At 76.6% G+C, this 24,608-nt stretch carries 22 protein-coding genes and 1 riboswitch; of the genes, 12 read left to right on the forward strand and 10 right to left on the reverse strand.

The annotated features are described in order from the left end of the window. Positions 1-70: 70 nt before the first annotated feature. A complete protein-coding gene (gene cobN / locus ACIP60_RS02830; protein ID WP_400679278.1) occupies positions 71-3,679 on the reverse strand; it encodes a cobaltochelatase subunit CobN in 3,609 nt (1,202 codons plus the stop codon). Then, the gene (locus ACIP60_RS02835; protein ID WP_400679280.1) at positions 3,676-3,810 is read right to left on the reverse strand and encodes a hypothetical protein; all 135 of its coding nucleotides are present in this window, start codon (positions 3,808-3,810) and stop codon (positions 3,676-3,678) included. Before ACIP60_RS02835 ends, cobN begins: the two co-directional genes overlap by 4 nt. 64 nt (positions 3,811-3,874) lie before the next feature. Further along, a riboswitch (cobalamin riboswitch) is annotated at positions 3,875-3,939 on the reverse strand. A 259-nt stretch (positions 3,940-4,198) separates the two neighbouring features. On the opposite strand from ACIP60_RS02835, the gene ACIP60_RS02840 reads away from it, so the two are divergent. The 3 genes from ACIP60_RS02840 to ACIP60_RS02850 are packed head-to-tail and all read left to right on the forward strand — an operon-like array spanning position 4,199 to position 7,706. Beyond that, a complete protein-coding gene (locus ACIP60_RS02840; protein ID WP_400679281.1) occupies positions 4,199-5,491 on the forward strand; it encodes a hypothetical protein in 1,293 nt (430 codons plus the stop codon). Further along, positions 5,488-6,114, forward strand: coding sequence for a precorrin-8X methylmutase (locus ACIP60_RS02845; RefSeq protein WP_400679920.1), 627 nt, complete (start codon positions 5,488-5,490; stop codon positions 6,112-6,114). The genes ACIP60_RS02840 and ACIP60_RS02845 overlap by 4 nt, the downstream gene beginning before the upstream one ends. Then, positions 6,111-7,706, forward strand: coding sequence for a precorrin-2 C(20)-methyltransferase (locus ACIP60_RS02850; RefSeq protein ID WP_400679283.1), 1,596 nt, complete (start codon positions 6,111-6,113; stop codon positions 7,704-7,706). Before ACIP60_RS02845 ends, ACIP60_RS02850 begins: the two co-directional genes overlap by 4 nt. A gap of 25 nt (positions 7,707-7,731) precedes the next feature. Here the strand turns inward: ACIP60_RS02850 and ACIP60_RS02855 are convergent, their stop codons facing one another. Continuing rightward, complete coding sequence (locus tag ACIP60_RS02855) at positions 7,732-8,490, reverse strand: cobalt-precorrin-6A reductase (protein WP_400679286.1); 759 nt, start codon at positions 8,488-8,490, stop codon at positions 7,732-7,734. A gap of 127 nt (positions 8,491-8,617) precedes the next feature. On the opposite strand from ACIP60_RS02855, the gene ACIP60_RS02860 reads away from it, so the two are divergent. Continuing rightward, positions 8,618-9,778 (forward strand): cobalt-precorrin-5B (C(1))-methyltransferase, encoded by a 1,161-nt coding sequence (locus ACIP60_RS02860; RefSeq protein WP_400679288.1) that lies wholly within the window; start codon positions 8,618-8,620, stop codon positions 9,776-9,778. Between the two features lie 105 nt (positions 9,779-9,883). Here the strand turns inward: ACIP60_RS02860 and ACIP60_RS02865 are convergent, their stop codons facing one another. From ACIP60_RS02865 to ACIP60_RS02875, 3 genes are all read right to left on the reverse strand, one after another. Continuing rightward, on the reverse strand, positions 9,884-10,294 hold the full coding sequence (locus ACIP60_RS02865; RefSeq protein WP_400679291.1) for a RidA family protein: 411 nt from the start codon (positions 10,292-10,294) through the stop codon (positions 9,884-9,886). A 32-nt stretch (positions 10,295-10,326) separates the two neighbouring features. Further along, on the reverse strand, positions 10,327-11,085 hold the full coding sequence (locus ACIP60_RS02870; protein WP_400679293.1) for an IclR family transcriptional regulator: 759 nt from the start codon (positions 11,083-11,085) through the stop codon (positions 10,327-10,329). A 96-nt stretch (positions 11,086-11,181) separates the two neighbouring features. Further along, on the reverse strand, positions 11,182-12,258 hold the full coding sequence (locus tag ACIP60_RS02875; protein WP_400679302.1) for a sugar kinase: 1,077 nt from the start codon (positions 12,256-12,258) through the stop codon (positions 11,182-11,184). A 246-nt stretch (positions 12,259-12,504) separates the two neighbouring features. Between ACIP60_RS02875 and ACIP60_RS02880 the strand changes: the two genes are divergently transcribed. From ACIP60_RS02880 to ACIP60_RS02890, 3 genes are all read left to right on the forward strand, one after another. Next, positions 12,505-13,950, forward strand: coding sequence for an alanine racemase (locus tag ACIP60_RS02880; protein WP_400679304.1), 1,446 nt, complete (start codon positions 12,505-12,507; stop codon positions 13,948-13,950). Next, positions 13,950-15,572, forward strand: coding sequence for an amidohydrolase family protein (locus ACIP60_RS02885; RefSeq protein WP_400679307.1), 1,623 nt, complete (start codon positions 13,950-13,952; stop codon positions 15,570-15,572). The genes ACIP60_RS02880 and ACIP60_RS02885 overlap by 1 nt, the downstream gene beginning before the upstream one ends. 81 nt (positions 15,573-15,653) lie before the next feature. Then, positions 15,654-16,283, forward strand: a complete 630-nt coding sequence (locus ACIP60_RS02890) for a bifunctional 4-hydroxy-2-oxoglutarate aldolase/2-dehydro-3-deoxy-phosphogluconate aldolase (RefSeq protein WP_400679310.1) — start codon at positions 15,654-15,656, stop codon at positions 16,281-16,283. 6 nt (positions 16,284-16,289) lie between these two features. Here ACIP60_RS02890 and ACIP60_RS02895 read toward each other — a convergent pair whose 3' ends face one another. Next, positions 16,290-16,910, reverse strand: coding sequence for a peroxiredoxin-like family protein (locus tag ACIP60_RS02895; RefSeq protein WP_400679312.1), 621 nt, complete (start codon positions 16,908-16,910; stop codon positions 16,290-16,292). A gap of 65 nt (positions 16,911-16,975) precedes the next feature. On the opposite strand from ACIP60_RS02895, the gene ACIP60_RS02900 reads away from it, so the two are divergent. Then, complete coding sequence (locus ACIP60_RS02900; RefSeq protein WP_400679314.1) at positions 16,976-17,602, forward strand: TetR/AcrR family transcriptional regulator; 627 nt, start codon at positions 16,976-16,978, stop codon at positions 17,600-17,602. Positions 17,603-17,643: 41 nt separating this feature from the next. On the opposite strand, the gene ACIP60_RS02905 is transcribed toward ACIP60_RS02900, so the two are convergent. After that, positions 17,644-18,246, reverse strand: coding sequence for a TetR/AcrR family transcriptional regulator (locus tag ACIP60_RS02905; RefSeq protein ID WP_400679317.1), 603 nt, complete (start codon positions 18,244-18,246; stop codon positions 17,644-17,646). 252 nt (positions 18,247-18,498) lie between these two features. Between ACIP60_RS02905 and ACIP60_RS02910 the strand changes: the two genes are divergently transcribed. Further along, a complete protein-coding gene (locus ACIP60_RS02910; protein ID WP_400679318.1) occupies positions 18,499-19,725 on the forward strand; it encodes an FAD-dependent oxidoreductase in 1,227 nt (408 codons plus the stop codon). Positions 19,726-19,786: 61 nt separating this feature from the next. On the opposite strand, the gene cobM is transcribed toward ACIP60_RS02910, so the two are convergent. Continuing rightward, positions 19,787-20,527, reverse strand: a complete 741-nt coding sequence (cobM, locus tag ACIP60_RS02915; protein WP_100839405.1) for a precorrin-4 C(11)-methyltransferase — start codon at positions 20,525-20,527, stop codon at positions 19,787-19,789. Continuing rightward, complete coding sequence (gene cbiE, locus ACIP60_RS02920; RefSeq protein WP_400679321.1) at positions 20,524-21,843, reverse strand: precorrin-6y C5,15-methyltransferase (decarboxylating) subunit CbiE; 1,320 nt, start codon at positions 21,841-21,843, stop codon at positions 20,524-20,526. The genes cobM and cbiE overlap by 4 nt, the downstream gene beginning before the upstream one ends. Before the next feature lie 263 nt (positions 21,844-22,106). Between cbiE and ACIP60_RS02925 the strand changes: the two genes are divergently transcribed. The 3 genes from ACIP60_RS02925 (at position 22,107) to ACIP60_RS02935 (ending at position 24,564) form a co-directional block, all read left to right on the forward strand. Beyond that, positions 22,107-22,769 carry a hypothetical protein gene (locus ACIP60_RS02925; RefSeq protein ID WP_400679324.1) on the forward strand — a complete coding sequence of 221 codons (663 nt, stop codon included), beginning with the start codon at positions 22,107-22,109 and terminating at the stop codon, positions 22,767-22,769. A gap of 210 nt (positions 22,770-22,979) precedes the next feature. Beyond that, positions 22,980-24,119 carry an alpha/beta hydrolase family protein gene (locus tag ACIP60_RS02930; protein WP_400679325.1) on the forward strand — a complete coding sequence of 380 codons (1,140 nt, stop codon included), beginning with the start codon at positions 22,980-22,982 and terminating at the stop codon, positions 24,117-24,119. A 94-nt stretch (positions 24,120-24,213) separates the two neighbouring features. Continuing rightward, the gene (locus ACIP60_RS02935; protein WP_400679327.1) at positions 24,214-24,564 is read left to right on the forward strand and encodes a hypothetical protein; all 351 of its coding nucleotides are present in this window, start codon (positions 24,214-24,216) and stop codon (positions 24,562-24,564) included. Positions 24,565-24,608 lie beyond the last annotated feature (44 nt).

Consider the following 24,608-nt stretch of genomic DNA (forward strand, 5'->3'; position numbering starts at 1 on the left):
GGCGGGAAGACACCCCTATTCGATCATCGGCATGTCAGGGACGCCCCCCTCATGCCCCGGTCCCGCGGACTCACTCGCCCTCCAGATCACCTTCCGTCTCCAGCAGCACCTGCCGCAGCTCGTCCAGCAGCGCCGCGTCCGGCTCCGCCCACAGGCCGCGCCCCGCGGCCTCCAGCAGGCGCTCGGCGATGCCGTGCAGGGCCCACGGGTTGGCCTCGGCGAAGAACTCGCGGTTGACCGGGTCGAGCACGTACTCCTCGGTCAGCTTCTCGTACATCCAGTCGGCGACCACCCCGGTGGTCGCGTCGTAGCCGAACAGGTAGTCGACGGTCGCGGCCATCTCGAACGCGCCCTTGTAGCCGTGCCGCCGCATCGCCTCCAGCCAGCGCGGGTTGACCACCCGGGCGCGGAAGACCCGGGCCGCCTCCTCGGTCAGGGTGCGGGTGCGCACCGTCTCGGGGCGGGTCGAGTCGCCGATGTACGCGGCCGGGCTGCTGCCGGTCAGCGCCCGGACGGTGGCCACCATGCCGCCGTGGTACTGGAAGTAGTCGTCCGAGTCGGCGATGTCGTGCTCGCGGGTGTCGGTGTTCTTCGCCGCCACCGTGATCCGCCGGTACGCGGTCTCCATCTCCTCGCGCGCGGGCCGCCCGTCCAGGTCGCGCCCGTACGCGTAGCCGCCCCACACCGTGTACACCTCGGCCAGGTCGGCGTCGGTGCGCCAGTCCCGGCTGTCGATCAGCTGGAGCAGGCCCGCGCCATAGGTGCCCGGGCGGGAGCCGAACACCCGGACGGTGGCCCGGCGTTCGTCGCCGTGCTCGGCCAGGTCGGCCTGCACGTGGGCCCGGACGAAGTTCTGCTCGTCCGGCTCCTCCTGGCGGGCGGCCAGCCGCACCGCGTCGTCCAGCAGCGCCACCACGTGCGGGAAGGCGTCCCGGAAGAAGCCCGAGATGCGCAGCGTCACGTCGATCCGCGGCCGGCCCAACTCGGCCGCCGGGATCGGCTCCAGGCCGGTCACCCGGCGCGAGGCGTCGTCCCACACCGGGCGCACGCCCAGCAGGGCCAGCGCCTCGGCGATGTCGTCGCCCGCGGTGCGCATCGCCGAGGTGCCCCAGAGCGAGAGGCCCACCGACGGCGGGAACCGGCCGTCGTTGTCGGCCCGGTAGCGCTCGACCAGCGAGGCGGCCAGCGCCTGGCCGGTCTCCCAGGCCAGCCGGGACGGGACGGCCTTCGGGTCCACCGAGTAGAAGTTGCGGCCGGTGGGCAGCACGTTGACCAGCCCGCGCAGCGGGGAGCCGGACGGGCCGGCCGGGACGAAACCGCCCTGGAGGGCGTGCAGCACCGCGTCCAACTCGTCGGTGGTGGCGGCCAGTCGGGGCACCAGCTGGGCCGCCGCGAAGTCCAGGACGTCGGCGACGGCGGACGGCAGCCCGGCGGCGACCTTCTCCACCGCGGCCGGGTTCCAGTCCTCCGCCTCCATCGCCTCCACCAGCGCGCGGGCCTTCGCCTCCGCCGCGTCCGTCGCGCCCAGCGACAGCGCCGCCTCGTCCAGGCCCAGCGCCTCGCGCAGGCCCGGCAGCGCGCTCACGCCGCCCCAGATCTGCCGGGCCCGCAGGATCGACAGCACGATGTTCACCCGGTCGGTGCCCGCCGGGGCCTGGCCCAGCACGTGCAGGCCGTCGCGGATCTGCGCGTCCTTCACCTCGCACAGCCAGCCGTCGACGTGCAGCAGGAAGTCGTCGAAGCCGTCGTCCTCCGGGCGCTCGTCCAGGCCCAGGTCGTGGTCGAGCTTGGCGGCCTGGATCAGCGTCCAGATCTGCGCCCGGATCGCGGGCAGCTTCGCCGGGTCCATCGCCGCGATGTTCGAGTGCTCGTCCAGGAGCTGCTCCAGGCGGGCGATGTCGCCGTAGGAGTCGGCGCGCGCCATCGGCGGCACCAGGTGGTCGACCAGGGTGGCGTGCGCCCGGCGCTTGGCCTGGGTGCCCTCGCCCGGGTCGTTCACCAGGAACGGGTAGACCAGCGGCAGGTCGCCGAGCGCCGCGTCCGGGCCGCACTCCGCCGACAGCGCCGCCGTCTTGCCCGGCAGCCACTCCAGGTTGCCGTGCTTGCCCAGGTGCACCACCGCGTGCGCGCCGAAGCCGCCGTCCGCGCGGTCCGCCGCGATCCACCGGTAGGCCGCCAGGTAGTGGTGGCTGGGCGGCAGGTCCGGGTCGTGGTAGATCGCCACCGGGTTCTCGCCGAAACCGCGCGGCGGCTGGATCAGCACCAGCAGGTTGCCCGAGCGGATCGCGGCCAGCACGATGTCGCCGTCCGGGTTGTGCGAACGGTCCACGTACAGCTCGCCCGGCGCCGGGCCCCAGTGCTCCTCCACCCGCTCGCGCAGCCCCTGCGGGAGGGTCGCGTACCAGCGCCGGTAGTCGGCGGCCGGGATGCGCACCGGGTTGCGCGAGAGCTGGTCCTCGGTCAGCCACGCCTGGTCGTAGCCGCCCGCCTCGATCAGCGCGTGGATCAGCGCGTCGCCCTCGTGGCCGCCCTCGGTGCCGGTGTCCAGGCCGGGCAGGCCGTCGCCCAGGTCCATGCCCTCCGCGCGCAGCCGCTCCAGCAGCCGGATCGCCGACGCCGGGGTGTCCAGGCCCACCGCGTTGCCCACCCGGGCGTGCTTGGTCGGGTACGCGGACAGCACCAGGGCGAGCCGGCGCTCGGCCGCCGGGGTGTGCCGCAGCAGGGCGTGCCGCACCGCGATGCCCGCGACCCGCGCCGCCCGCTCCGGGTCCGCCGCGTAGACCGTCAGGCCGTCCTCGTCGACCTCCTTGAATGAGAACGGGACGGTGATCAGCCGGCCGTCGAACTCCGGCACCGCGACCTGCGTCGCCGTGTCCAGCGGCGACAGGCCGTCGTCGCTGTCCTCCCACCGGGCCCGCGACCAGGTCAGGCAGAGCGCCTGCAGGATCGGCCGGTCCAGCGCCGCCAACGCGCCCGCGTCCCAGGCTTCTTCGTCCCCGCCCGCCTGCGCGTCCGCCGGGCGGGTGCCGCCCGCCGCCAGCACGGTCGTCACGATCGCGTCGGCCGCGCCCAGCTCCGCCAGCAGCTCCGGCTCCGCCCCGCGCAGCGACGCGCAGAAGTACGCCCTGGCCCGCGCGCCCCGGTCCTCGACCGCCCGGCAGAGCGTCTCGACGAACGCCGTGTTGCCGCTCATGTGGTGCGCCCGGTAGTACAGCACCGCGACGACCGGGCCCTCGGTGGTGCGCGCCTCCCGCTCCAGCGGACCCCAGGCCGGGGCCGAGGCCGGGGGCGCGAAGCCGTGGCCGGTCAGCAGCACCGTGTCGGACAGGAACGCGCCCAGCTCCGCCAGGTTCGCCGGACCGCCGTGCGCCAGGTACGCGTGCGCCTCCGCCGCGATGCCCGCCGGGACGGTCGACAGCTCCATCAGCTGCGCGTCCGGCGCCTGTTCACCGGTCAGCACCACCACCGGGCGCGGCCCCGCCAGCAGCGCGTCCAGCCCCTCCTGCCAGGCCCGGCGCCCGCCCAGCAGGCGCACCACCACCAGCTCCACGCCCTCCAGCAGCGCGGGCAGCTCCTCGGGCGACAGCCGCGCCGGGTTGCCCCAGCGGAACGGCACCGGGCCGCTCGACGCCCGGGCGCTCAGCAGGTCGGTGTCGGACGTGGACAGCAGCAGGATCATGCGGAGGCCCTCCCGGGCGTCTCGGACAGCTCGGACAGCTCGGACAGCGCGGGGCGGACGGCGTGGGGCAGCCCGGCACGGGCGGCGTGGGACGGCCCGGCGACGGCGGGCGCCCGCCGGGGCACGGGCATGCGGCAGCGCATGGAACAGCCTTCCTCGGGGTCCTCGCCCCGGGCGGTGGAGGACGGCCGGAGTTCCTGGCTCCCGCGGCTCACTGAGCCGCGGTCACAGTGGCGGGACCGCCCCGGATTCGCACCGGACTTCCTCCGCTGTGCCGTCGCTGGCAGCGGACGCCCCGAGAGGCGCCCGGCAGCATCGTACGGGGTGATCGGCCCCCGGGGGAGTGTGACCTGTGACGCTGACCGAAACCCGACCGTCCGCACCCCCGCCCCCGGACCGCCCCGCCCTGAGCTGCGCAATCGCCCGCCCGGCCGGACCGCGGGTGTGACCCACGAGCGGACCGCGGGTGTGACGCACGAGGCGGTGGCGCGTCCGCACCCGATGGGTATGCTCGCCGCCATGCCACCCACACCCGACGCCGCCCAGGCACCCTCCGTCGGGCCCGACCGAGGCCGCGCCGACGCCTGCCCCGGCGCGCTCCGCCTGCACCCCGCCGAGGACGGCAACCTCGCCCGACTCCGGCTGCCCGGCGGGTTCCTGACGCACCGTCAGCTGATCGCGGTCGCCGACGCCACCGACGCCCTCGGTGACGGCGAGGTCGAGATCACCTCGCGCGGCAACGTCCAGCTGCGCGGCCTCGCCGACGGCTGCGCCGCCGACCTCGCCGGACGGCTGCGCGCCGTCGGCCTGTTGCCCTCCGACACCCACGAGCGCGTCCGCAACGTGGTCGCCTCGCCGCTCGCCGGGCTCGACGGGCGGGGCGTCGGCGGCGGCGAGATCGCACACTGGGTACGGGAGTTGGACCGGGCGCTGTGCGCCGCGCCGTGGGCCGCCGGGCTGTCCGGCAAGTTCCTGTTCGCCCTCGACGACGGCCGCGGCGACGTCGCCGCGCTGAACGCCGATGTGACCTTGATCGCAGTCGGCGCCGGCCGCGCCCTGCTCCGCCTCGGCCGGGCCCGCCGCGCCACCGCCGTCGACGCCCCCGTCCCGGCCGCGCTCGACGCCGCCCGCCGCTTCCTCGACCTCGCCGCCGGCCGGGCCTGGCACCCGCGCGAGCTCCAGGCCGAGCTGCCCGAGGGCGACGTCCCGCTGCCCCCGTTCGCCGGGGAGCCGCCCGCGCTCGGCGCGGTGGGGGCGGCAGGCGCGGTGGGCGCGGTGGTCGGCGGCCTCTCGGTCGGCCTGCGGTTCGGGCGCGCGAGCAGCGCGCAGTGGCGGCTGCTCGCGGCGGCGCTGGGCGAGGGGGCTCCGGACGAGGGGGCTCCGGGCGGGGGGGCCCGGGACGGTGAGGGCCCGCGGGCCGCCCGGCTCACCCCCTGGCGCGGCGTCGTGCTGCCCGGCGCCGACGGCTCCTGGCTGGCGCGGCTGGCCGACGCCGGATTCCGCACCTTCCCCGGCGGCCCCTGGGAGGGCGTCACCGCCTGCACCGGCCTGCCCGGCTGCGGGAAGTCCCTCGCCGACGTCCGCGCCCAGGCCGCCCGGGCCGTCGCCGACGTCCCCGCCGAGGGGCTGCCCGTCCACTGGTCCGGCTGCGCCCGCCGCTGCGGACACCCCGCCGGCCGCTGGGTCGACGTGCTGGCCACCGCGGCCGGACACCGCGTCACCGTCGACGGCACCGTGCGCGACACCGAAGAGAACGAAACGGCCGAGGCAGTCGCCGAAGCCCGGAACACCCCATGGCGGAGGCCCAAATGATCGACTACGAGAAGGACGGCGCGGCCATCTACCGCCAGTCCTTCGCCACCATCCGGGCCGAGGCGGACCTCGCCCACCTGCCCGCCGACGTCGCCCGGGTCGCCGTCCGGATGATCCACGCCTGCGGCATGACCGACCTGGTCGACGACCTGCTCTGGTCGCCGAACGCCGTCGCCGACGCCCGCCGCGCCCTGCTCGACGGCGCGCCGATCCTGTGCGACGTCAACATGGTCGCCAGCGGGGTGACCCGCAAGCGGCTGCCCGCCGACAACGAGGTGCTCTGCACCCTCACCGACCCCGCCGTCCCGGAACTCGCCCGCGCCATGGGCACCACCCGCAGCGCCGCCGCGATGGAACTGTGGCTGCCCCGGCTGGAGGGTGCGGTCGTCGCCGTCGGCAACGCCCCCACCTCGCTGTTCCGCCTGCTGGAGCTGGTCGAGGCGGGCGCGCCCCGGCCCGCCGCCGTGATCGGCGTCCCGGTCGGCTTCATCGGCGCCGCCGAGTCCAAGCAGGCCCTCGCCGACCACCCCTCCGCCCTGGAGCACCTGGTGGTCCGGGGCCGCCGCGGCGGCAGCGCGATCGCCGCCGCCGCCATCAACGCGATTGCGAGCGAAGAAGAATGACTGACAGTCAGCAAGGCGGCCGCGGCGTCGGCCGGCTGTACGGCGTCGGCGTCGGACCGGGCGACCCCTCGCTGGTCACCGTGCGCGCCGCCGAACTCATCGGCAAGGCCGACGTCATCGCCTACCACTGCGCCCGGCACGGCCGCTCGCACGCCCGCGCCATCGCCGAACGGTACCTGACGGGAAGTCAGCTCGAAGAACGGCTGATGTACCCCGTCACGGTGGAGACCACCGACCACCCCGGCGGCTACCGCGGCGCGCTCGACGACTTCTACCAGGAGGCCGCCGCCCGGCTCGCCGCCCACCTCGACGCCGGACGCGACGTCGTCGTCCTCGCCGAGGGCGACCCGCTGTTCTACGGCTCCTACCAGCACATGCACAAGCGGCTCGCGCACCGCTACCCGACCGAGGTCGTCCCCGGCGTCACCTCGATCAGCGCCGCCGCCGCCCGGCTGGGCACCCCGCTGGTCGAGGCCGAGGAGATCCTCACGATCATCCCCGGCACCCTCCCCGAGGAGGAACTCGCCGCCCGCCTCGCCGCCACCGACTCCGCCGTCGTCATGAAGCTCGGCCGGACCTTCCCCGCCGTCCGCCGCGCCCTGGAGCGCACCGGCCGACTGGCGGACGCCCGCTACGTCGAGCGCGCCACCATGGACGGCGAACGCACCGGGGCGCTCGCCGAGATCGACCCGGAGAGCGTGCCGTACTTCTCGGTCGCCGTGCTGCCCAGCAAGGTCGCCGCGCTCGACTCCGCGGGGCGGCCCTTCGCGGCCCCGGCCCAGGACGCCTCGGCCCGGGACGCCTCGGCCCGGCATGCCTCGACGCAGGACGACTCGGAGGCGGTCGGCGAGGTGGTGGTGGTCGGGACCGGTCCCGCCGGGCCGCTCTGGCTCACCCCCGAGGCGCGCGGCGTCCTCGCGAACGCCACCGACCTGGTCGGCTACACCACCTACCTGGACCGGGTGCCCGTCCGCGCTGGGCAGGTCCGGCACGGCTCCGACAACAAGGTCGAGGGCGTCCGCGCCGAGTTCGCCCTGGAGCTGGCCCGCCGGGGCCGCCGGGTCGCCGTGGTCTCCTCCGGCGACCCCGGCGTCTTCGCGATGGCCACCGCCGTCCTCGAAGCCGCCTGCGAGGACCCCTACCGGGACGTCCCCGTGCGGGTCCTGCCCGGCATGACCGCCGCGCACGCCGCCGCCTCCCGGGCCGGGGCGCCGCTCGGCCACGACTACGCGGTGATCTCGCTCTCCGACCGGCTCAAGCCCTGGGAGGTGATCGCCCGCCGGCTGCGCGCCGCCGCCGAGGCCGACCTGGTCCTCGCGCTGTACAACCCCGGCTCCAAGTCCCGTACCACGCAGGTCGGTTCGGCCCGTGACCTGCTGCTGGAGTACCGCTCCCCGGAGACCCCGGTGGTGCTGGCCCGGGACGTCGGCGGCCCCACCGAGCGGGTCCGCACCGTCGAACTCGCCGCGCTCGACCCGGCGGACGTCGACATGCGCACCCTGCTGCTGGTCGGCTCCACCCAGACCCGGTGGGTGCGGCGCGGCGGCGGGGCCGAGGTGGTGTGGACGCCGCGCCGCTACCCCGAGGGGTAGCGGGGGCGGGGTGGTCGGCGGCGCGTCAGGCGGGGCGGGCCCGGCAGCGGTCCAACTGCCGGACCCAGTCGGCCGCCCCGGCGACGTCCGGGGCGGTGCGCACGCCCTCCGGGGCGGCCGGGCGCTGCACCACGACCACCGGCAGGCCCAGTTCGCGGGCGGCGGTCAGCTTGGGGGCGGTGGCGGCGCTGCCGCTGTCCTTGGTCACCAGCACCTCGATGCGGTGCGCGCGCAGCAGCGCGCGCTCCCCGTCCAGGGTGAACGGGCCGCGCTCCAGCAGCACTTCGGTGGCGGCGGGCATCGGCGGCTCGGGCGGCTCGACCGAGCGGGCCAGGAAGGTCAGGCCGTCCAGGTGCGCGAAGGCGGCGATGCCCTGGCGCCCGGTGGTCAGGAACACCCGGGTGCCGAGCGCGGGCAGCGCCTGCGCGGCGGCGGCCAGGCTCGGCACCGGGTGCCAGCGGTCGCCGTCCTGCGGGGCCCAGCCGGGGCGGCGCAGCGCCAGCAGCGGGGTGCCGGTCCCGGCGGCGGCCAGCGCCGCGTTGCGGCTGATCCGCTCGGCGAACGGGTGGGTGGCGTCCAGCAGCGCGTCCACGGCGTGCGCGCGCAGCCAGGCGGCCAGGCCGGACGGGCCGCCGAAGCCGCCGATCCGGACCTCCCCGACGGGCAGCCGGGGCCGGGCCACCCGCCCGGCCAGCGAGCTGGTCACCCGCAGCGCCGGGTCGGCCGCCAGGACGTCCGCCAGCCGGCGGGCCTCGCTGGTGCCGCCGAGGATCAGGACGTGCATGACGGGCTCCCGGGGCCGCTGTGGTCAGGACACACCACCCTAACCGGGCGGTCGGGACGGGCGGCGTGGGACGGTGGGACGGTGGGAGCGGGGCAGGGTGGACGAGTCGACGAGGGCGGACAGAGCGGTGAGCGGTGAGGTGCGGGACGGCGCTCCGGCGGCCGGTGGCGGAGCGGCCGAGGGCGGGCGCCGGGGCCAGTTGCGCAGCAGCGGGCTGCGGCCCGGCTGGACCACGGGGGCGTGCGCGACGGCGGCGACCAAGGCGGCGTACACGGCCCTGCTCGGCGGCGGCTTCCCGGACCCGGTGGTGATCACGCTGCCGAAGGGGGAGCGGCCCGCGTTCGCGCTGGCGGTGGAGGAGGTCGCGGCGGGCCGGGCCAGCGCCGGGGTGGTGAAGGACGCGGGCGACGACCCGGACGTGACGCACGGCGCGCTGGTGCGCGCCACGGTGCGGCCGGGCCCGGCGGGCAGCGGGGTGGTGTTCCGGGCCGGTCCGGGGGTGGGGACGGTCACCAAGCCGGGCCTGCCGCTGGCGGTCGGCGAGCCGGCCGTCAACCCGGTGCCCCGGCAGCTGATCCGCGAGGTGGTCGCCGAGGTGGCCCGGGAGTTCGGGGCGTCCGGCGACGTGGAGGTGGAGCTGTCCGTCGACCGCGGCGAGGAGATCGCCCGGCACACCTGGAACCCGCGGCTGGGCATCCTCGGCGGCCTGTCCATCCTCGGCACCACCGGCGTCGTCGTCCCCTACTCGTGCTCGGCCTGGATCGACTCGATCCGCCGGGGCATCGACGTGGCCCGGGCCGCCGGGCACACCCACGTCGCGGGCGCGACCGGCTCGACCTCGGAGAAGGTGGTGGTCGCCGAGTACGGCCTGCCCGAGGACGCGCTGCTCGACATGGGCGACTTCGCCGGGGCGGTCCTGAAGTACCTGCGCCGCCACCCGGTGCCGCGGCTGACGGTCTGCGGCGGCTTCGCCAAGCTCTCCAAGCTCGCCGACGGCCACCTCGACCTGCACTCCGGCCGCTCCCAGGTCGACAAGGGCCGGCTCGCCGCGCTGGCCCGGGAGGGCGGCGCGACCGAGGAGCTGGTCGCGCGGGTCGCCGCCGCCAACACCGCCCTGGAGGCGGTGCAGTCGTGCGCGGCGGCGGGCGTCCCGCTCGGCGACCTGGTGGCCGAGCGGGCCCGCGCCACCGCCCTCGGCGTGCTGCTCGGCGCGCCCGTCACGGTCGACGTGATCTGCATCGACCGCGCGGGCACGATCGTCGGCCGGGCCGCCCCCGCCGGGCCCTGAGCGAACCCGGCGGGCCGTCGGTTCCCGTTCGGCGCACGCTGCCCGCGTACCGCCGCGCGAAGGCCCCCCGTCCGCGCGGGGCCGGGGGCCGTCGCGGCGCCGGGGTCAGCCGGTGACGACGGCCTGGGCGTCGATCTCCACCAGCATCGGCTCCTGCGGGAGTTCGACGAAGATCGTGGTGCGGCAGGGCTTCACGCCGCCCGGCGCGATGTTCTCCTCGATGAACTGGGCGTACACCTCGTTCATCAGCGGGAAGTCGGCCCGCTTGGTCAGGTAGACGCGGAACATCACCACGTCCTCGATGCTCGCGCCGCCGGCCTCGACGATCGCCTTGACGTTCTCCAGCGTGCGCCGGGTCTGCGCCTTCACGTCGCCGTGGTACAGGTACTCGCCGGTCGCCGGGTCCTGCGGGCCCTGGCCGGAGACCTGCAGGATCGGGCCCTTGCGCACGCCCTGGGAGAACATCCAGGCCGGGGCGGGCGCGCCGTCGGTACGGACCTCGATCTTGTCGCTCATGCGTCTTGCTCCAGAAGGTTGGTGACGGATCGTCAGTGGACGGTGCCGCGGGCCGGGAGGCCCGCGTCGGCGGAGATCGCCCGGGTGCAGGCGAGCAGCTGGGGGAGCAGGTCGAGCACCTGCTCGTAGCGGAGGACCACGTCCGGCACCGAGATCGACGCGGCGGCCACCACCCGGCCCGAGGCGTCCCGGATCGGCGCGGCCACGCAGTTGATGAACGCCTCGTGCTCGGCGTGGTCCTGCGCCCAGCCCTGCGCGGCGACCTGGTCCAGCTCGGCCAGCAGCGCGTGCGGGCTGGTGATCGTGCGCGGGGTGTGCACGGTGAACTCGATGCCGTCGACCACCCGGCGGCGCTCGACCGGCGGCAGGTCGGCCAGCAGCACCTTGGCCACCGCCGTGTTGTGCAGCGCCGCCCGCAGCCCGATCCGCGAGTACATCCGCACCGGGTGCCGGGAGTCGTACTTGTCGATGTACACCACCTCGCCGCCCTCGTACGCGGCCAGGTGCACGGTCTGGCCGGTCGCCGCGTTCAGCTCGGCGAGGTGCGGGGCGGCGGTGCGCCGGATGCCGCGCTGCTCCAGGGCGAGGCTGGAGAGCGCGAACAGGCCCGCGCCGAGGTGGTAGCGGTACTGCGCGTCGCGGTGGACGAAGCGCTCCTCCTCCAGGCTCTGCAGCAGCCGCAGCACGGTGGTCTTGTGCACGCCGATCAGGTCGGCCAGCTGGTCGAGGGAGCGTTCGCCCTCGCCGAGTTCGGCGAGCAGGCGCAGGGCGCGGGTGACGGTCTGGCTCATGGGTGTCCCGAGTGTTCTTCGAGGGTGCCGGGAGGGGGTTCGGGCGGTCGGCGGGTCGGCGGGTCGGCGGGTCGGCGGGTCGGCGGGTCGGCGGGGTCAGGGTGCGGGGACGGGCCGGGCGGCCGGGGCGGGCAGGGCGGGGGAGTCGATGCCGGACGCGGAGACCCGGGTCGCCGCCCAGTCCCGCTCGTCGGCTGCCAGCAGCGCGGCCACCGTCCGGGCGTCCGGCAGCGCGCCGTGGTCGGTGGGCGCGGTCAGCGCGCCGGCCGCCGCCAGGTGGCCCAGCCGCAGCCGGGAGCGCTGGTCGAGGCCGCGCAGGGTGCCCGCCAGGTAGCCGGCCGCGAACGCGTCGCCCGCGCCGGTGGGCTCCACCACCTCGACGCGCAGCGCCGGTTCGGTGACCGCGCCGCCGTCCCGGTCGAGCGCGGTGACCAGGTGCCCGGAGTCCTTGACCACCAGGGTGGCGGGGGAGGGGAAGCGGCGGCGCAGCGCCCGCGGGTCGCCGGCGCCGAACGCGTCCTCGGCCTCGTCCGCGCCGAGCAGCAGCACGTCCGCGGCGTCCAGCAGCTCCGGCAGCACCGCCGGGTCGCGCAGGCGCCACAGCGCGGGGCGCCAGTTGAGGTCGAAGGAGACCAGCCGGCCCGGGCGGCGGCGGGCCAGCAGGGCGCGCACCAGGGCCAGGCAGCCGTCCGACAGCGCGGGCGTGATGCCGGTCAGGTGCAGCAGCGGCGCGGCGTCCAGCAGCGCGGCGGCGGCCGGGTCGTCCAGCAGCGCGGGGCAGAGCGCGGAGGCGGCCGAGCCGGTGCGGTAGTAGTGCAGGCGGGAGCGGCCCGGGCCGAGGTCGTGCGGCAGGCCGGAGCCGCCGGTCTCCTTCAGGTACACGCCGGTGGGGCGGTGCGGGTCGACCGCGACGGCCGACACGTCCACGCCCGCCGCGGCCAGGTCGCCCGTCAGGCGGCGGCCGAAGCCGTCCGCGCCGACCCGGCTGATCCACGCCGTCGGCACGCCCAGCGCGGCCAGCGCCGCCGCCACGTTGGACTCGGCGCCGCCCACCGAGGGGCGGAACGCGCCGACGGCCTCGAACGGCCCCGGCCGGTCGGGCAGCAGCACCGCCATCGACTCGCCCAGGCACACCGCCCGGGCGGCGGCTGCCGCACCGCCTTGATCCGCCATCAATCCCGCTCCCTCGCCCTCGGGCCCGTGCCCCGCTCCCGCCGCCGGGGGCCCGCGCGGACCGGCGCTCGGCGGTGAGCCCGGTGCTGCGTGCCTGGTGGGAGGGGTGGACGAGCCGCGTCGCGGTCCGTTGACCGCCGTCCGGCGTGAATGCTAGAACCGTATCACCAACATGCGCAATAGAGGTTGCGCATGTTGCAACTCCCCAGCTCGCAGGCGGGTCGGGGTTCGAACGGAGGCACGGCGATGGGCGAGACGGTGGACCGGGCGGACGCGGAACGGCAGTCGGACGCGGAACGGCGGCCGGGTGCGGAGCGGCGCGCGGACGCGGGGCGGCGGGCGGGCGCGGGGCGGCGGGCGGGCGCGGAGCAGCGCGCGGGCGCGGAACGGCGGTACTTCGCCGACCCCGCCCAGGGCCCCGGCATCGACCCCGCCGCCGTCGCCGCCCTCGCCGACGAGACGCTCGACTTCCGCTTCAAGGCCGTCCCCGCCGCCGCCCACGGACTGACCGTCCGCGACTGGCTCGCCACCCGCCCCGCCCTCGACGGCCTCGGCACCCCCCTGCTCACCCTCGACGCCGCCGCCCTCGACCACAACCTGCGCACCATGGCCGCCTGGTGCCGCGACGCGGGCGTGCTGCTCGCCCCGCACGGCAAGACCACCATGGCTCCCGCCCTCTGGCAGGCCCAGCTCGCCGCCGGAGCCCACGCCGTCACCCTCGCCAACCTCCCCCAGCTGCGGGTCGCCCGCGCCTTCGGCGTCCGGCGCCTGCTGCTCGCCAACACCCTGCTCGACCCCGCCGGACTCGCCTGGATCGCCGCCGAACTCGACCGCGACCCCGGCTTCGCCTTCACCTCCTGGGTCGACTCCGCCGACAGCGTCCGGCAGATGGACGCCGCCCTGCGCGCCGCCGGAGCGCGGCACCCCGTCGAGGTGCTGGTCGAACTCGGCGGCCCCGGCGGCCGCACCGGCGCCCGCGGCGTCGACGCCGCCCTCGACGTGGCCGCCGCCGTCCTGGCCGCCCCCACCCTGCGGCTGGCCGGCGTCGGCGGCTACGAGGGCGCCCTCGCCCACGACGCCTCCGCCACCGCCCTCGCCGCCGTCCGCGGCTACCTGCGCGACCTCGCCGACCTGCACCGCCGCCTCGCGCCCGACTACCCCACCCGCACCCCCGTGGTCACCGCCGGCGGCAGCGCCTACTTCGACACCGTCGCCGAGGAGTTGACCCCGCTGGCCGAGCAGGTCCCCGGCACCGCCGTGGTCGTCCGGGCCGGCGCCTACCTCGCCCACGACGACGGCTTCTACCGCGGCATCTCCCCGCTCGCCCGCGCCACCGGCGCCACCCCGCTGCGCTCCGCCCTGCACGGCTGGGCCCGCGTCGTCTCCCACCCCGAACCAGAACTCGCCCTGCTCGACGCCGGGAAGCGCGACCTCCCCTTCGACGAGGGCCTGCCCGAACCCCAACTCGTCCGCGGCGGCGGCCCGCTGGCCGCCGCGGCCGCCGTCACCGCCCTCAACGACCAGCACGCCTTCCTGCGCGACGCCGGACCGGCCGCCCCCGTCGGTGCCGTCCTGCGGCTGGGCCTGTCCCACCCCTGCACCGCCTTCGACAAGTGGAGCCTCATCCCCGTCCTCGACCACGCCGACGCCGAACACCCCCGCGTCGTCGACCTGGTCCGGACGTACTTCTGATGGCCGACCTGCTGCTGCGCGCCGCCACCGTGGTCGACGGCACCGGCGCCGACCGCTACCGCGCCGACGTCACCGTCACCGACGGCCGCATCGCGGAGATCGGCCGCGCGGGGAAGGAGCTGACGGGACGTCAGGTGATCGACGCCGACGGGCTGGTGCTCGCCCCCGGCTTCATCGACATGCACGCCCACTCCGACCTGCGGCTGCTGCTCGAACCCGACCACCCCTCCCGGATCACCCAGGGCGTCACCCTCGAGGTCCTCGGCCAGGACGGCCTCTCCTACGCCCCCGTCGACGACACCACCCTCGCCGCGCTGCGCCGCCAGCTCGCGGGCTGGAACGGCGACCCCGCCGACGGTGAGTTCGACTGGAACTGGCGCACCGTCGCCCAGTACCTCGACCGCCTCGACGCCGGGGCCGCCGTCAACACCTGCTACCTCGTCCCGCACGGCACCGTCCGGATGCTCGCCATGGGCTGGGACAACCGGCCCCCCACCGGGCCCGAACTCGCCCGGATGAGCGAACTGGTGGACCGGGCGCTGGCCGACGGCGCGGTCGGCATGTCCACCGGCCTCACCTACACCCCCGGCATGTACGCCGACACCGCCGAACTCGTCGCGCTGTGCACCGTCGTCGCCGCCCGCGGCGGCTTCCACGCCCCGCACCAACGCTCCTACGGGGCGGGCGCGTTGGAGGGCTACGCGGAGATGGTGGAGATCTCCCGCCGCTCCGGCTGCCCGCTGCACCTCACCCACGCCACCATGAACTTCGGCGTCAACGAGGGCCGGGCCGGCCAGTTCCTCGCCCTGGTCGACGCCGCCCTCGCCGACGGCGTCGACCTCACCCTCGACAGCTACCCCTACCTGCCCGGCTCCACCACCCTGGCCGCCCTGCTGCCCAGTTGGTCCACCGAGGGCGGCCCCGAGGCCACCCTCGCCCGGCTCGCCGACCCCGCCGCCCGCGAGCGCATCCGCGCCGACGTCGAGGAGCGCGGCAGCGACGGCTGCCACGGCGTCGTCACCGACTGGGACACCATCCAGGTCTCCGGCGTCCGGCACAGCGCGCTGTCCGCCGTCGTCGGCCGGAAGGTCTCCGAACTCGCCGCCGAGCAGGGCCGCACCGGCACCGAGGTCTTCTTCGGACTGCTGCGCGCCGACCGGTTGGGCACCACGATCCTCCAGCACGTCGGCCACGAGGAGAACGTCCGCGCCATCATGCGCCACCCCGCGCACACCGTCGGCAGCGACGGACTGCTGGTCGGCGCCCGCCCGCACCCCCGGGCCTGGGGCACCTTCCCCCGCTACCTGGCCCGCTACGGACGCGAGTTGGGCGTCCTCACGCTCGAACAGGCCGTCGCCCGGATGACCGGCCGTCCCGCCCGCCGCCTCGGCCTCGACCGGCGCGGCCTGATCCGCCCCGGCCACCACGCCGACCTGGTCCTGTTCGACCCGGACACCGTCCGCGACACCGCCACCTTCGACCGGCCCCGGCAGCCCGCCGAGGGCATCCGGCACGTCCTGGTCAACGGCGTCCCCGCGCTCACCGACGGCGAGCCCACCGGCGATCTGGCCGGCCGGGCCCTGCGGCGCGGCGCCGACCGGAAGGTCCGGGCGGCGACCTGACGCACCGTCACTTCCACCGGTGGGATGCCCCTTCGGCCCCGCCACCCCCCAACGACCAGCACGGAAAGAGGAATGGCCAGGATGGGAACCGAAACGACCGAACTGCGCGCGGCCCTGGCCCGGCAACCGGTGATCGCCGTGGTGCGGGCCCCCGTGATCCCCGACGCGGTCGCGCTCTGCGAGGCGCTCGCCGAGGGCGGCATCGCCTGGACCGAACTCACCTTCACCACACCGGACGTGACCCGCCACCTGGCCCGGGCCGCCGGGGCCGGCTGCCGGATCGGCGTCGGCACCGTGCTCACCGCCGACCAGGCCCGGGCCGGGATCGCCGCCGGGGCCGGCTTCCTGGTCACCCCCGGCCTGCGCCCGGCCGTCGCCGACACCGCTCGCGCGGCCGGAGTCCCGGTCGTGATGGGCGCGTTGACGCCCAGCGAGGTCGCCGACGCCGTCGACCTCGGCGCCGCCGCGGTCAAGATATTCCCCGCGAAGGCGTTCGGCCCCGGCTACTTCAAGGACCTGCGCGGCCCCTACCCCGACGTCCCGCTGGTCGCCTCCGGCGGCGTCAACGCCGGCAACGCCAGGGCCTTCCTCGACCACGGCGCGCTCGCCGTCTGCGCCGGGACCGACGTCGTCCCGCCGCAGGCCGTCGCGGACGGCGACTGGGCCGGGATCACCCGCCGCGCCAAGGAGTTCACCGCCTCGCTCGGCTGAGCGGGGTCACTCGCGGTCGGCGGAGGCGGCGGGTGCCGCCGTCGGGGCGGTGGCCGGGGCGGTCGCCGGACGGTGCTCGGCGGCCAGGGCGAGAACGCGATCCACGGACCAGTGGTCGGCCGCGTGGGTGCCGTAGTGCGCGGCCAGGACCAGGCCGTCGGCGGCGATCAGGAAGTCGGCGGGCAGGCCCAGCCGCCCGCCGACCGGGCGGGAGGACGGCGGCCGCTCCCGCCCGCGCAGCACCAGCGGCACGCTGCGGGCCACCCCCCGCGCCATCGACGGCCACGCCCGGGGGTCGAGCAGCGCCCGCGCCCCGCGCTCGACCCCGTACGCGCGGTACAGCCGCCGCTCCGGATCGGCCAGCAGCGGGAACGGCAACCCGTCGGCGTACGGCCGCAGTTCGGCGGCGGGCGAGTGGAACGCGACCACCTCCCGCACCTCCGCCGCGCGCAGCTCCGGGTGGCGGACAGCGAAACCGCGCAGGTGCAGGTTGCAGATCGGGCAGCCCGCGAAACGGCGGAACTGCAGGTGCGTCAGGCCGCCCGCCGGCACCGGCGGCAGGGGCGTGTCGGCGGCGTCGGTGGCGGGCAGGGCGGGGGCGGCGGTACCGGTCCGAAGTCGGGACACGTGGGCTCCTCGTAGGTGTAGACCGTACGCCAAAACTGTAGGCGTATGCCGTACGCTGTCAACCCGTGCCCCGCCCGCGCTCCCTGACCACCCGCCAGATCGCCGCCGCCGCCCTCGCCGTGATCGACCGCGACGGCCTGCCCGCCCTCTCCATGCGCACCGTCGCCGCCGAACTCGACCGCCGCACCATGGCCCTCTACCGCTACGTCGAGGACCGCGAGGAGCTGGAGTGCCTGGTCGTCGACCTCGCCCTCGGCCCCGTCCTCGACCGCGCCGCCCGCGAACCCGCGGCGCCCTCCCCGCGGGCCCGGCTGCTCGCCCTGCTGGACCTCATGCGCGAGGCCGTCGGCGCCCACCCCGGCGTCCTGCCGCTGGCCGTCCGGCACCACGGCGGCTGCCTGCCCGCGCTGCGCTGGCGCGAATGGCTGCTGGAGGCCCTGGCCGACGCCGGACTCGACGCGCCGCGCCGCGCCGCGGCCCTGCACGCCCTGGTCGCCTACGTGATCGGCGAACTCGAACTGGAGCACCAGGCCGCCGCAGCCGCGGCCTCTGCGGCCGACCCCGGCGGCCCGCTCGTCCCCGAGACCTTCCCCCTGCTCTCCGCCGCCCTGGCCGCCCGCGCCGCCACCGACCCCGCCCGGGCCTTCACCGACGGCGCCCGCACCGTCCTCGACGGCCTCGGCATCCGCTGATCCTGCGCCCTGGTGGCGGTTCTCCGTCGCGGGCGGGTGTCTCAGTCGAGGGCGCTCCAGCCGTGGTCGAGGAGGTCGAAGGCGCGGACGATGGCGCCCCGGACGTCGGGGTGGGACTGGACGGCCCGGGGTGCCTCCAGGGCGAAATGGGCCAGGGCGGTACAGGCCGGGTCGTCGGCGGGGCGGCCGCTCTGCTCGGCGATGACCGCGGCGAGCGCGGCGGTGTGGCGCAGCCACATGGCCTGCTGGTAGTCGCGCAGGGCCGGGGTGGAGTCCACCAGGGCGGCGAACGACGGGAAGCGCGGGTCGCCGCCGGCGCCGGCCCGGCGGTGGCGCAGAGCGTGGTCGCACAGGGCGGCCGGGATCGACCGGCCGGGGGGCCGCTCGCGCACGGCGGCGAGCAGGTCGGCCTCCAGGTCGGCCTCCTCGTCGAAGACCAGCGCCTCCTTGACCGGGAAGTGCTTGAACAGCGTGGTGGTGGAGACGTCCGCGGCGTCCGCGATCTCGCGGATGCCGACGTCGTCGTAGCCGCGCTCCAGGAACAGGCGCAGCGCGGCGTCCGCGATGGCCTGGCGGGTGGCGGCCTTCTTGCGCTCGCGGCGCCCCGGCGGGGCTGGGGGCGGGGGTGCTGGCGGGGGGGACACGGGGCTCGGCGGGGGGCCGGGGCTCGGCGGGGGCTCGGGGCTCGGTGGGGGTGGCGGAGGCGGCGGGGTGTCGGGCATGGGGACATCCTACCCGCCGGGTTCACTCGGTTCAAAAGTTGAGCCGTTGCACTTTTGTACCCGGTGTGGTCTGCTGGAGCTGCGGCCCCGTGGAGCGTCAACGCCCCGGCCGCCCCCACACCCCCTGCCCGGTCGCCCGGCACCGCCGTGCGCCCGTCCGGAAGGAGCACCACCATGACCACCGCACCCGCCTCCACCACCCCGTCCGGCCCGCCCGTCCCCCGCATCGCCGTCGTCGGCGCCGGGCCCGGCGGCCTGACCTGCGCCCGCATCCTGCAGCGCCACGGCATCGCCGTCACTGTGTACGACCACGACCGCGGCCCCGACGCCCGCGACCAGGGCGGCACCCTCGACCTGCACGAGGACAACGGCCAACTCGCCCTGCGCGAAGCCGGACTGCTCGACGACTTCTTCCGCCTCGCCCGCGCCGAAGGGCAGGAGATGCGCCAACTCGACGCCCTGACCGGGGAGATCGGCTTCCACCACGTCCCCGAGGACGGCGAACGGTTCAAGCCCGAGATCGACCGGGGCCAGCTGCGCGACCTCCTGCTGCGCTCGCTCGCCCCGGACACCGTCCGCTGGGGCCGCACCCTGCGCTCGGTCGAGGGCCCCGCCGGCGGCCCCCGCCGCCTGCACTTCGCCGACGGCACCACCGTCGAGGCCGACCTGGTGATCGGCGCGGACGGGGCCTGGTCCACGGTCCGCCGCGCGCTCTCCCCGGCCACCCCCCGCCACACCGGGATCAGCTTCCTCGAAGCCTGGTTCCACGACGTCGACCGCCGCCACCCCGAACTCGCCGCGCTGGTCGGCCCCGGCAGCGCCTCGGCGGCCGACGGCGAACGCGGACTGTTCGCCCAGCGCAACAGCGGCGACCACATCCGGGTCTACGTCATCCAGCGCGCCCCCGCCGACTGGATCGCGCAGGCCGGCCACACCGTCCAGGACACCGACGCCCTGCGCGCCCTCCTCCTGGACCGCTACCGCCGCTGGTCGCCCGCCCTGCGCCGACTCCTCACCGACAACGACGGCCCCTACGTCGACCGCCCGATCCACGCCCTGCCCGTCCCGCACACCTGGACGCCCGACCCCGCCGTCACCCTGCTCGGCGACGCCGCCCACCTCATGCCCCCGCTCGGCGTCGGCGTCAACCTCGCCATGCTCGACGCCTGCGAACTCGCCCTCGCGATCGCCGGACACGACACCCTCGCCGAGGCCGTCCGCGCCTACGAGGCGACCATGCTGCCCCGCTCCGCCGACATGCAGCGCCTCCTCGACGGCGCCGCCGACGGCCTGCTGTCCGACGAACCGCACCAGGAGGAGCCGCAGGAGGGTGAGCCGCACCGGGGGGAGCCGGAGCCGCGGCCGTCCGGCGGCGCGTCCGAACCGTCCGGCGTTCGCTGAGGCGTCGCCGAGCCCCCGTCGAGCCCCCGTCGAGCCCCCGCCGGGCGGGGAGCGGCCCTGTTCAGCGGGCCCGGGTGGTCGAGTACAGGTGGCTGTCGCGGAACTCCGTCGCGGCCAGTGTCCGGCCGACGATGATCACCGCGGTGCGCAGCACGCCCGCGGCCTTGACCTGGACGGCGATGTCGCCGAGCGTGCCGCGCAGCACCAGTTCGTCCGGGCGGCTGGCCATGGCGACCACCGCCGCCGGGCAGTCCGGCCCGTAGTGCGGCAGCAGCTCCTCGACCACGCTGTCCACGTAGCGGGCCGCCAGGTGCAGCACCAGCAGCGCGCCGCTCCTGCCCAGCACGGAGAGTTCCTCGCCGGGCGGCATCGGCGTCGCCTGCCGGGCCACCCGGGTCAGGATCACCGTCTGGCCGACCGTCGGCACCGTCAGCTCGCGCTTCAGCGCGGCGGCCGCCGCCGCGAACGCGGGCACCCCCGGCACCACCTCGTACGGGATGTCCGCCGCGTCCAGGCGGCGCATCTGCTCGGCCATCGCCGAGAACACCGACGGGTCGCCGGAGTGCAGCCGGGCCACGTCCTGGCCCGCGCGGTGCGCGCTGACGATCTCGGCCAGGATCTGGTCCAGGTCCAGGTTCGCGGTGTCGACCAGCCGGGCGTCCGGCGGGCAGTCCGCCAGCAGCTCCGGCGGCACCAGGCTCCCCGCGTACAGGCACACCCCGCAGCGGGCCAGGGTGCGCTGGCCGCGCACTGTGATCAGATCGGCCGCGCCCGGACCGGCACCGATGAAATAGACCGTCACTTCGCTCCTCCGAGAACTCCGACAACCTCGTCCGCACCGGCGTCCGCACCGGATTCGCCTGCGTCCGGACCCGCGCCCCCGCCGCCCTTGACGACGCTCCACTGGGTCACCGGCATCGCCTGCCGCCACCCCGTGAACCCGCCCACCGGCACCGCGTGCGCCACGCCCAGCTTCACCAACTCGCCGCCGTGGCGCCGGTACCACTGCGTCAGCAGCGCCTCCGACTCCAGCGTCACCGTGTTCGCCACCAGCCGCCCACCGGGCCCGAGCGCCGACCAGCACGCCTCCAGCAACCCCGGCACCGTCAGCCCGCCGCCGATGAACACCGCGTCCGGACGGCCCGGTTCGGTCTCCAGCCCGGCCAGCGCCCGCGGCGCGGCCCCCGTCACGACCCGCAGCCGGGGCACGCCGAGCGCCGCCGCGTTGCGGACGATCCGCTCCGCCCGCGCCCGGTCCCGTTCCACGCTCACCGCCCGGCAGGTGCGGTGCGCCCGCAGCCACTCGATGCCGATCGACCCCGAACCACCGCCGACGTCCCACAGCAGCTCGCCCGGTGCCGGGGCGAGCGCCGCCAGCGTCGCGGCCCGGACGTGACGCTTCGTCAACTGCCCGTCCGACTCGAAGAGTTCGTCCCGCAGTCCGGGAACCAGCTGCTGCCGGGGGGCGTCCGCCGCAACGGCCGGATCGAGGACGCACTCCACCGCCAGCACGTTCAGCGGATCGCCCGGCGGCAGCGACCAGCCCGCCGCCACCCCCTCGCGCACCGCCTCCGCCGGACCGCCCAACTGCTCCAGCACCCGCACCCGGCTCGGTCCGAACCCGCGCTCCGCCAGCACCCGCGCCACCCGCGCGGGCGTCGACGCGTCCGCGCTCAGCACCAGCAGCCGACGCCCCGGGTACAGCGCCGCGTGCAGGGACGCGACCGGCCGGCCGACCAGCGTCACCACCTCGGTCTCCTCCACCGGCCACCCCAACCGGGCGCACGCCAGCGACACCGAGGACGGATGCGGCAGCACCCGCAGCGACTCCGCCGGGACACCGCACTCCAGCAGCGTCCGCCCGATCCCGTGGAACATCGGGTCACCGCTGGCCAGCACCGCCAGCCGCCGCCCCGCGAACCGCTCCAACAGCCCCGGCACCGCCGCCCGCAACGGCGACGGCCACGGCACCCGCTCCGCCGCCACCCCCTCCGGCAGCAGCCCCAACTGGCGCCCCCCGCCGAGCACCACCTCCGCCGCGCCCAACGCCTCCCGCGCCGCCGCCGAGAGCCCCGCCCAGCCGTCCGCACCCACCCCGACGACGGTGATCGCAGACACGCGCAACTCCTCAGGGCTCGGGGACGGGGCAGCCGCAGCCTACCCGCAACCGGCCGCCGTACCCCCCGCGAGCTGCGGAGATCCACCGTGCGACATTGGCCACACCGGGCGGGGCGGGCCACCGGCGCGGGCGCGGGCGTGCGCGCGGAAGTCCGCTGCCCGAAAAGCCTGTTGGAGCAACGGGCGGTTCTAGGGTTGGGTGGGGGGTGATCGAATCCAAGAGACCTGACGGGGGACTCCGCGTGCGGACAAGAGCGGGAGGGGTGGCCCTCGCGGTCGCCTGCGCGACATTGCTGGCCGGCTGCGGTGGCGGCGGCAGCGGTGCGGACTCACCGGGCCGGAACGGCGACCCGGCCGTGGGGCGCGGGAAAGCGGCGGTCGTCCTCTCGGCGGAGCAGCTCCGGGTGGCCGCGCCCCTCGGCGACGCCCTGCCCGACGGGCTGGGCGGGGGGATGGGCGGCACGGACATCTTCGAGGGCCAGAAGGCCGCCGACCGGTGCGGCTCGGAGACCGGCACCGCCTGCTCCGGGCTGGTGGCGGCGGGCCTGAGCGGATACACCACCCGCCCGGGGGACGGCGACGTCTTCTGGGACGCCTTCTCCTTCGACACCCCCGAGGACGCGCAGGTGGCCTGGAAGGCCATGGCCGCCGGCAAGCGGGAGGAGGAAGCGTCGTCCGACCCGCAGCCGCTGGAGGTCTCCGCGGACGCGGACGAACTCGACGCCTACGGCCTCCCGCCCTCGCACGACTACTCCAGCGGGCAGGACATCGAGATCCACGACGCCAAGGTGATGATGCGGATCGGCGGGGTGGTCGTCCTGCTCACCGGCTACGACATGCCCAACTTCGAGCTCATCCAAGGGCTCGCCACGGTGGCGGCGGATCGCGTGGCCAAGGTGGCCCAGGGCAAGAACCCCGACGCCTGAGCCCCGCCCCGCACTGCCCCGCCCCGCACTGCCCCGCCCCGCACTGCCCCGCCCCGCACTGCCCCGCCCCGCACCGTTCCGCTCCGCACCGCGCACGGCCGCCGGACCGGGGCGGCGCGCCCGCCAGCGGTGCCGCCCGCGACCCGTTCCGTCGATTTGTCGATCTGTCGGCTCACCGAGGCCGCCCCACTCCGGAGGACCGCAGCACCCATGACCGGACTCTCCTTCCTCACCGCCCCCGGCATGGCGGCAGGGTTCATCGCCGAGACCCGCCCGCGTGCCCACGGCGCGGGCATCGACCCCTACGAGTACGACCGGGTCACCGCGCCGATCGACTCGCTGCTGCACTGGCCGGACGCCTGCCGGGCCGCCGCCCTCGCCCACCGCGCCCGGGCCGAACGGGCCGCCGGGCGCGGCCGGGTCCGCACCGCCGGGCAGCACCACCGCTCGGCGGCCCGCTGGTTCCAGCTCGCCGCCATGCTGCCCGACCCGGACCGGGAGCGGGCCGCCGCCGTCGCCGCGGAGGCGGACCGTTCGATGGGCGACGCCCTCGCGCTGCTCGAACCCCGGGCCCGCCGGATCGAGGGCGAGGGCTACGCGGGGTGGCTGCGCCTGCCGCCGGCAGCGGACGGTGAACGCGTCCCGCTGGTGGTCCTGGTGCCGGGGATGGACTCCTCGAAGGAGGAGTTCCACGGCCCGGCCGACGCGCTGCTCGCCCGCGGGCTGGCCGTGCTGGCCGTCGACGGCCCAGGCCAGGGCGTGCTGGCCGACGGCCCCGTGCTCGGCCCGGACCACCGGCACGCGATCGGCCGGGCCCTGGACCACGCCCTGGCCACCGCCGCCGCTGACCCGGCGGACCTGGCGGACCTGGCGGACCCGGCGGTCCCGGACGGGCCCGGCGACAGCGGCCTGATCGACCCGGAGCGGATCGCGGTGCTCGGGTTCAGCCTCGGCGGCTACCTGGCCGCCGCCGTCGCCGCCCACGACCCGCGGGTCCGAACGGCGGCGCTGGTCAGCGGCCCGTACCGGCTGGACTGGGACGCGCTGGTCCCGTTCGTCGTCGCCACCCTCTCCCGGCGCTGCGGCGGCACGTCCGCCGCCCGCGCCTTCGTCGAGCAGCTCGACCTGGCCGCGCTGGCCCCCCGACTGCGCGACCTGCCACTGCTGTTGGTCGACGGCGGCCAGGACCGCATCCCGGGCGTCACCAACGCCGAGGCCCTCACCGCCGACCTCCCGCACGCCGAACTGCTCCACGTCCCGCACGGCAACCACCTCCTCGGCAACGCCCTGCCGGACTGGCTCCCCGACACGGCCGACTGGCTGGCGGACGCCCTGACGGCGAAGCGCTGAACCGCCCCCGACCGCACGGACGGCGTGGCGCCTCCGCCCCGGCGCTCTCCAGGCCCGGCCTCCCGGGCCCCGGTCGGGGTGCGAGCACGAGGGGATGCGGAACGAGGTGCGGACCTTCGTCGCGGCGGGCCCGCTCCCGGCCACGGACGCTGACCCGGACCCGGACCCGGACCCGGAGACGGACGAGGACCCGGAGGAGCTCGACCGGCGCGGTCGGCAACTGGAGGACATCCCCCGGCCGGTCACGGCCGAGGAGGCGACCGCGCCGGCGGCCTGCTCCGGCCCGGACGACTGCTGCGGCGTCGCCCGAACGCTGCTGCACCTCATCGAGACGGCACCCGGCCCGCCGCCCGCCGCGCCCGCGCCCGACCCGGTCCTCGGGGAGGACGACTGGCGGCACGTCCTGCACCGGCGCCGGGGGCGGTCCGGCGGGGAACCGGACTGACCGCCACCCGGGTCGCGCGTCCGTCCCGGTGCCCGATCCGCCGG

The sequence above is a fragment of the Kitasatospora sp. NPDC088783 genome (genome assembly GCF_044750705.1).
In the GTDB taxonomy this organism is placed as follows: domain Bacteria; phylum Actinomycetota; class Actinomycetes; order Streptomycetales; family Streptomycetaceae; genus Kitasatospora; species Kitasatospora fiedleri.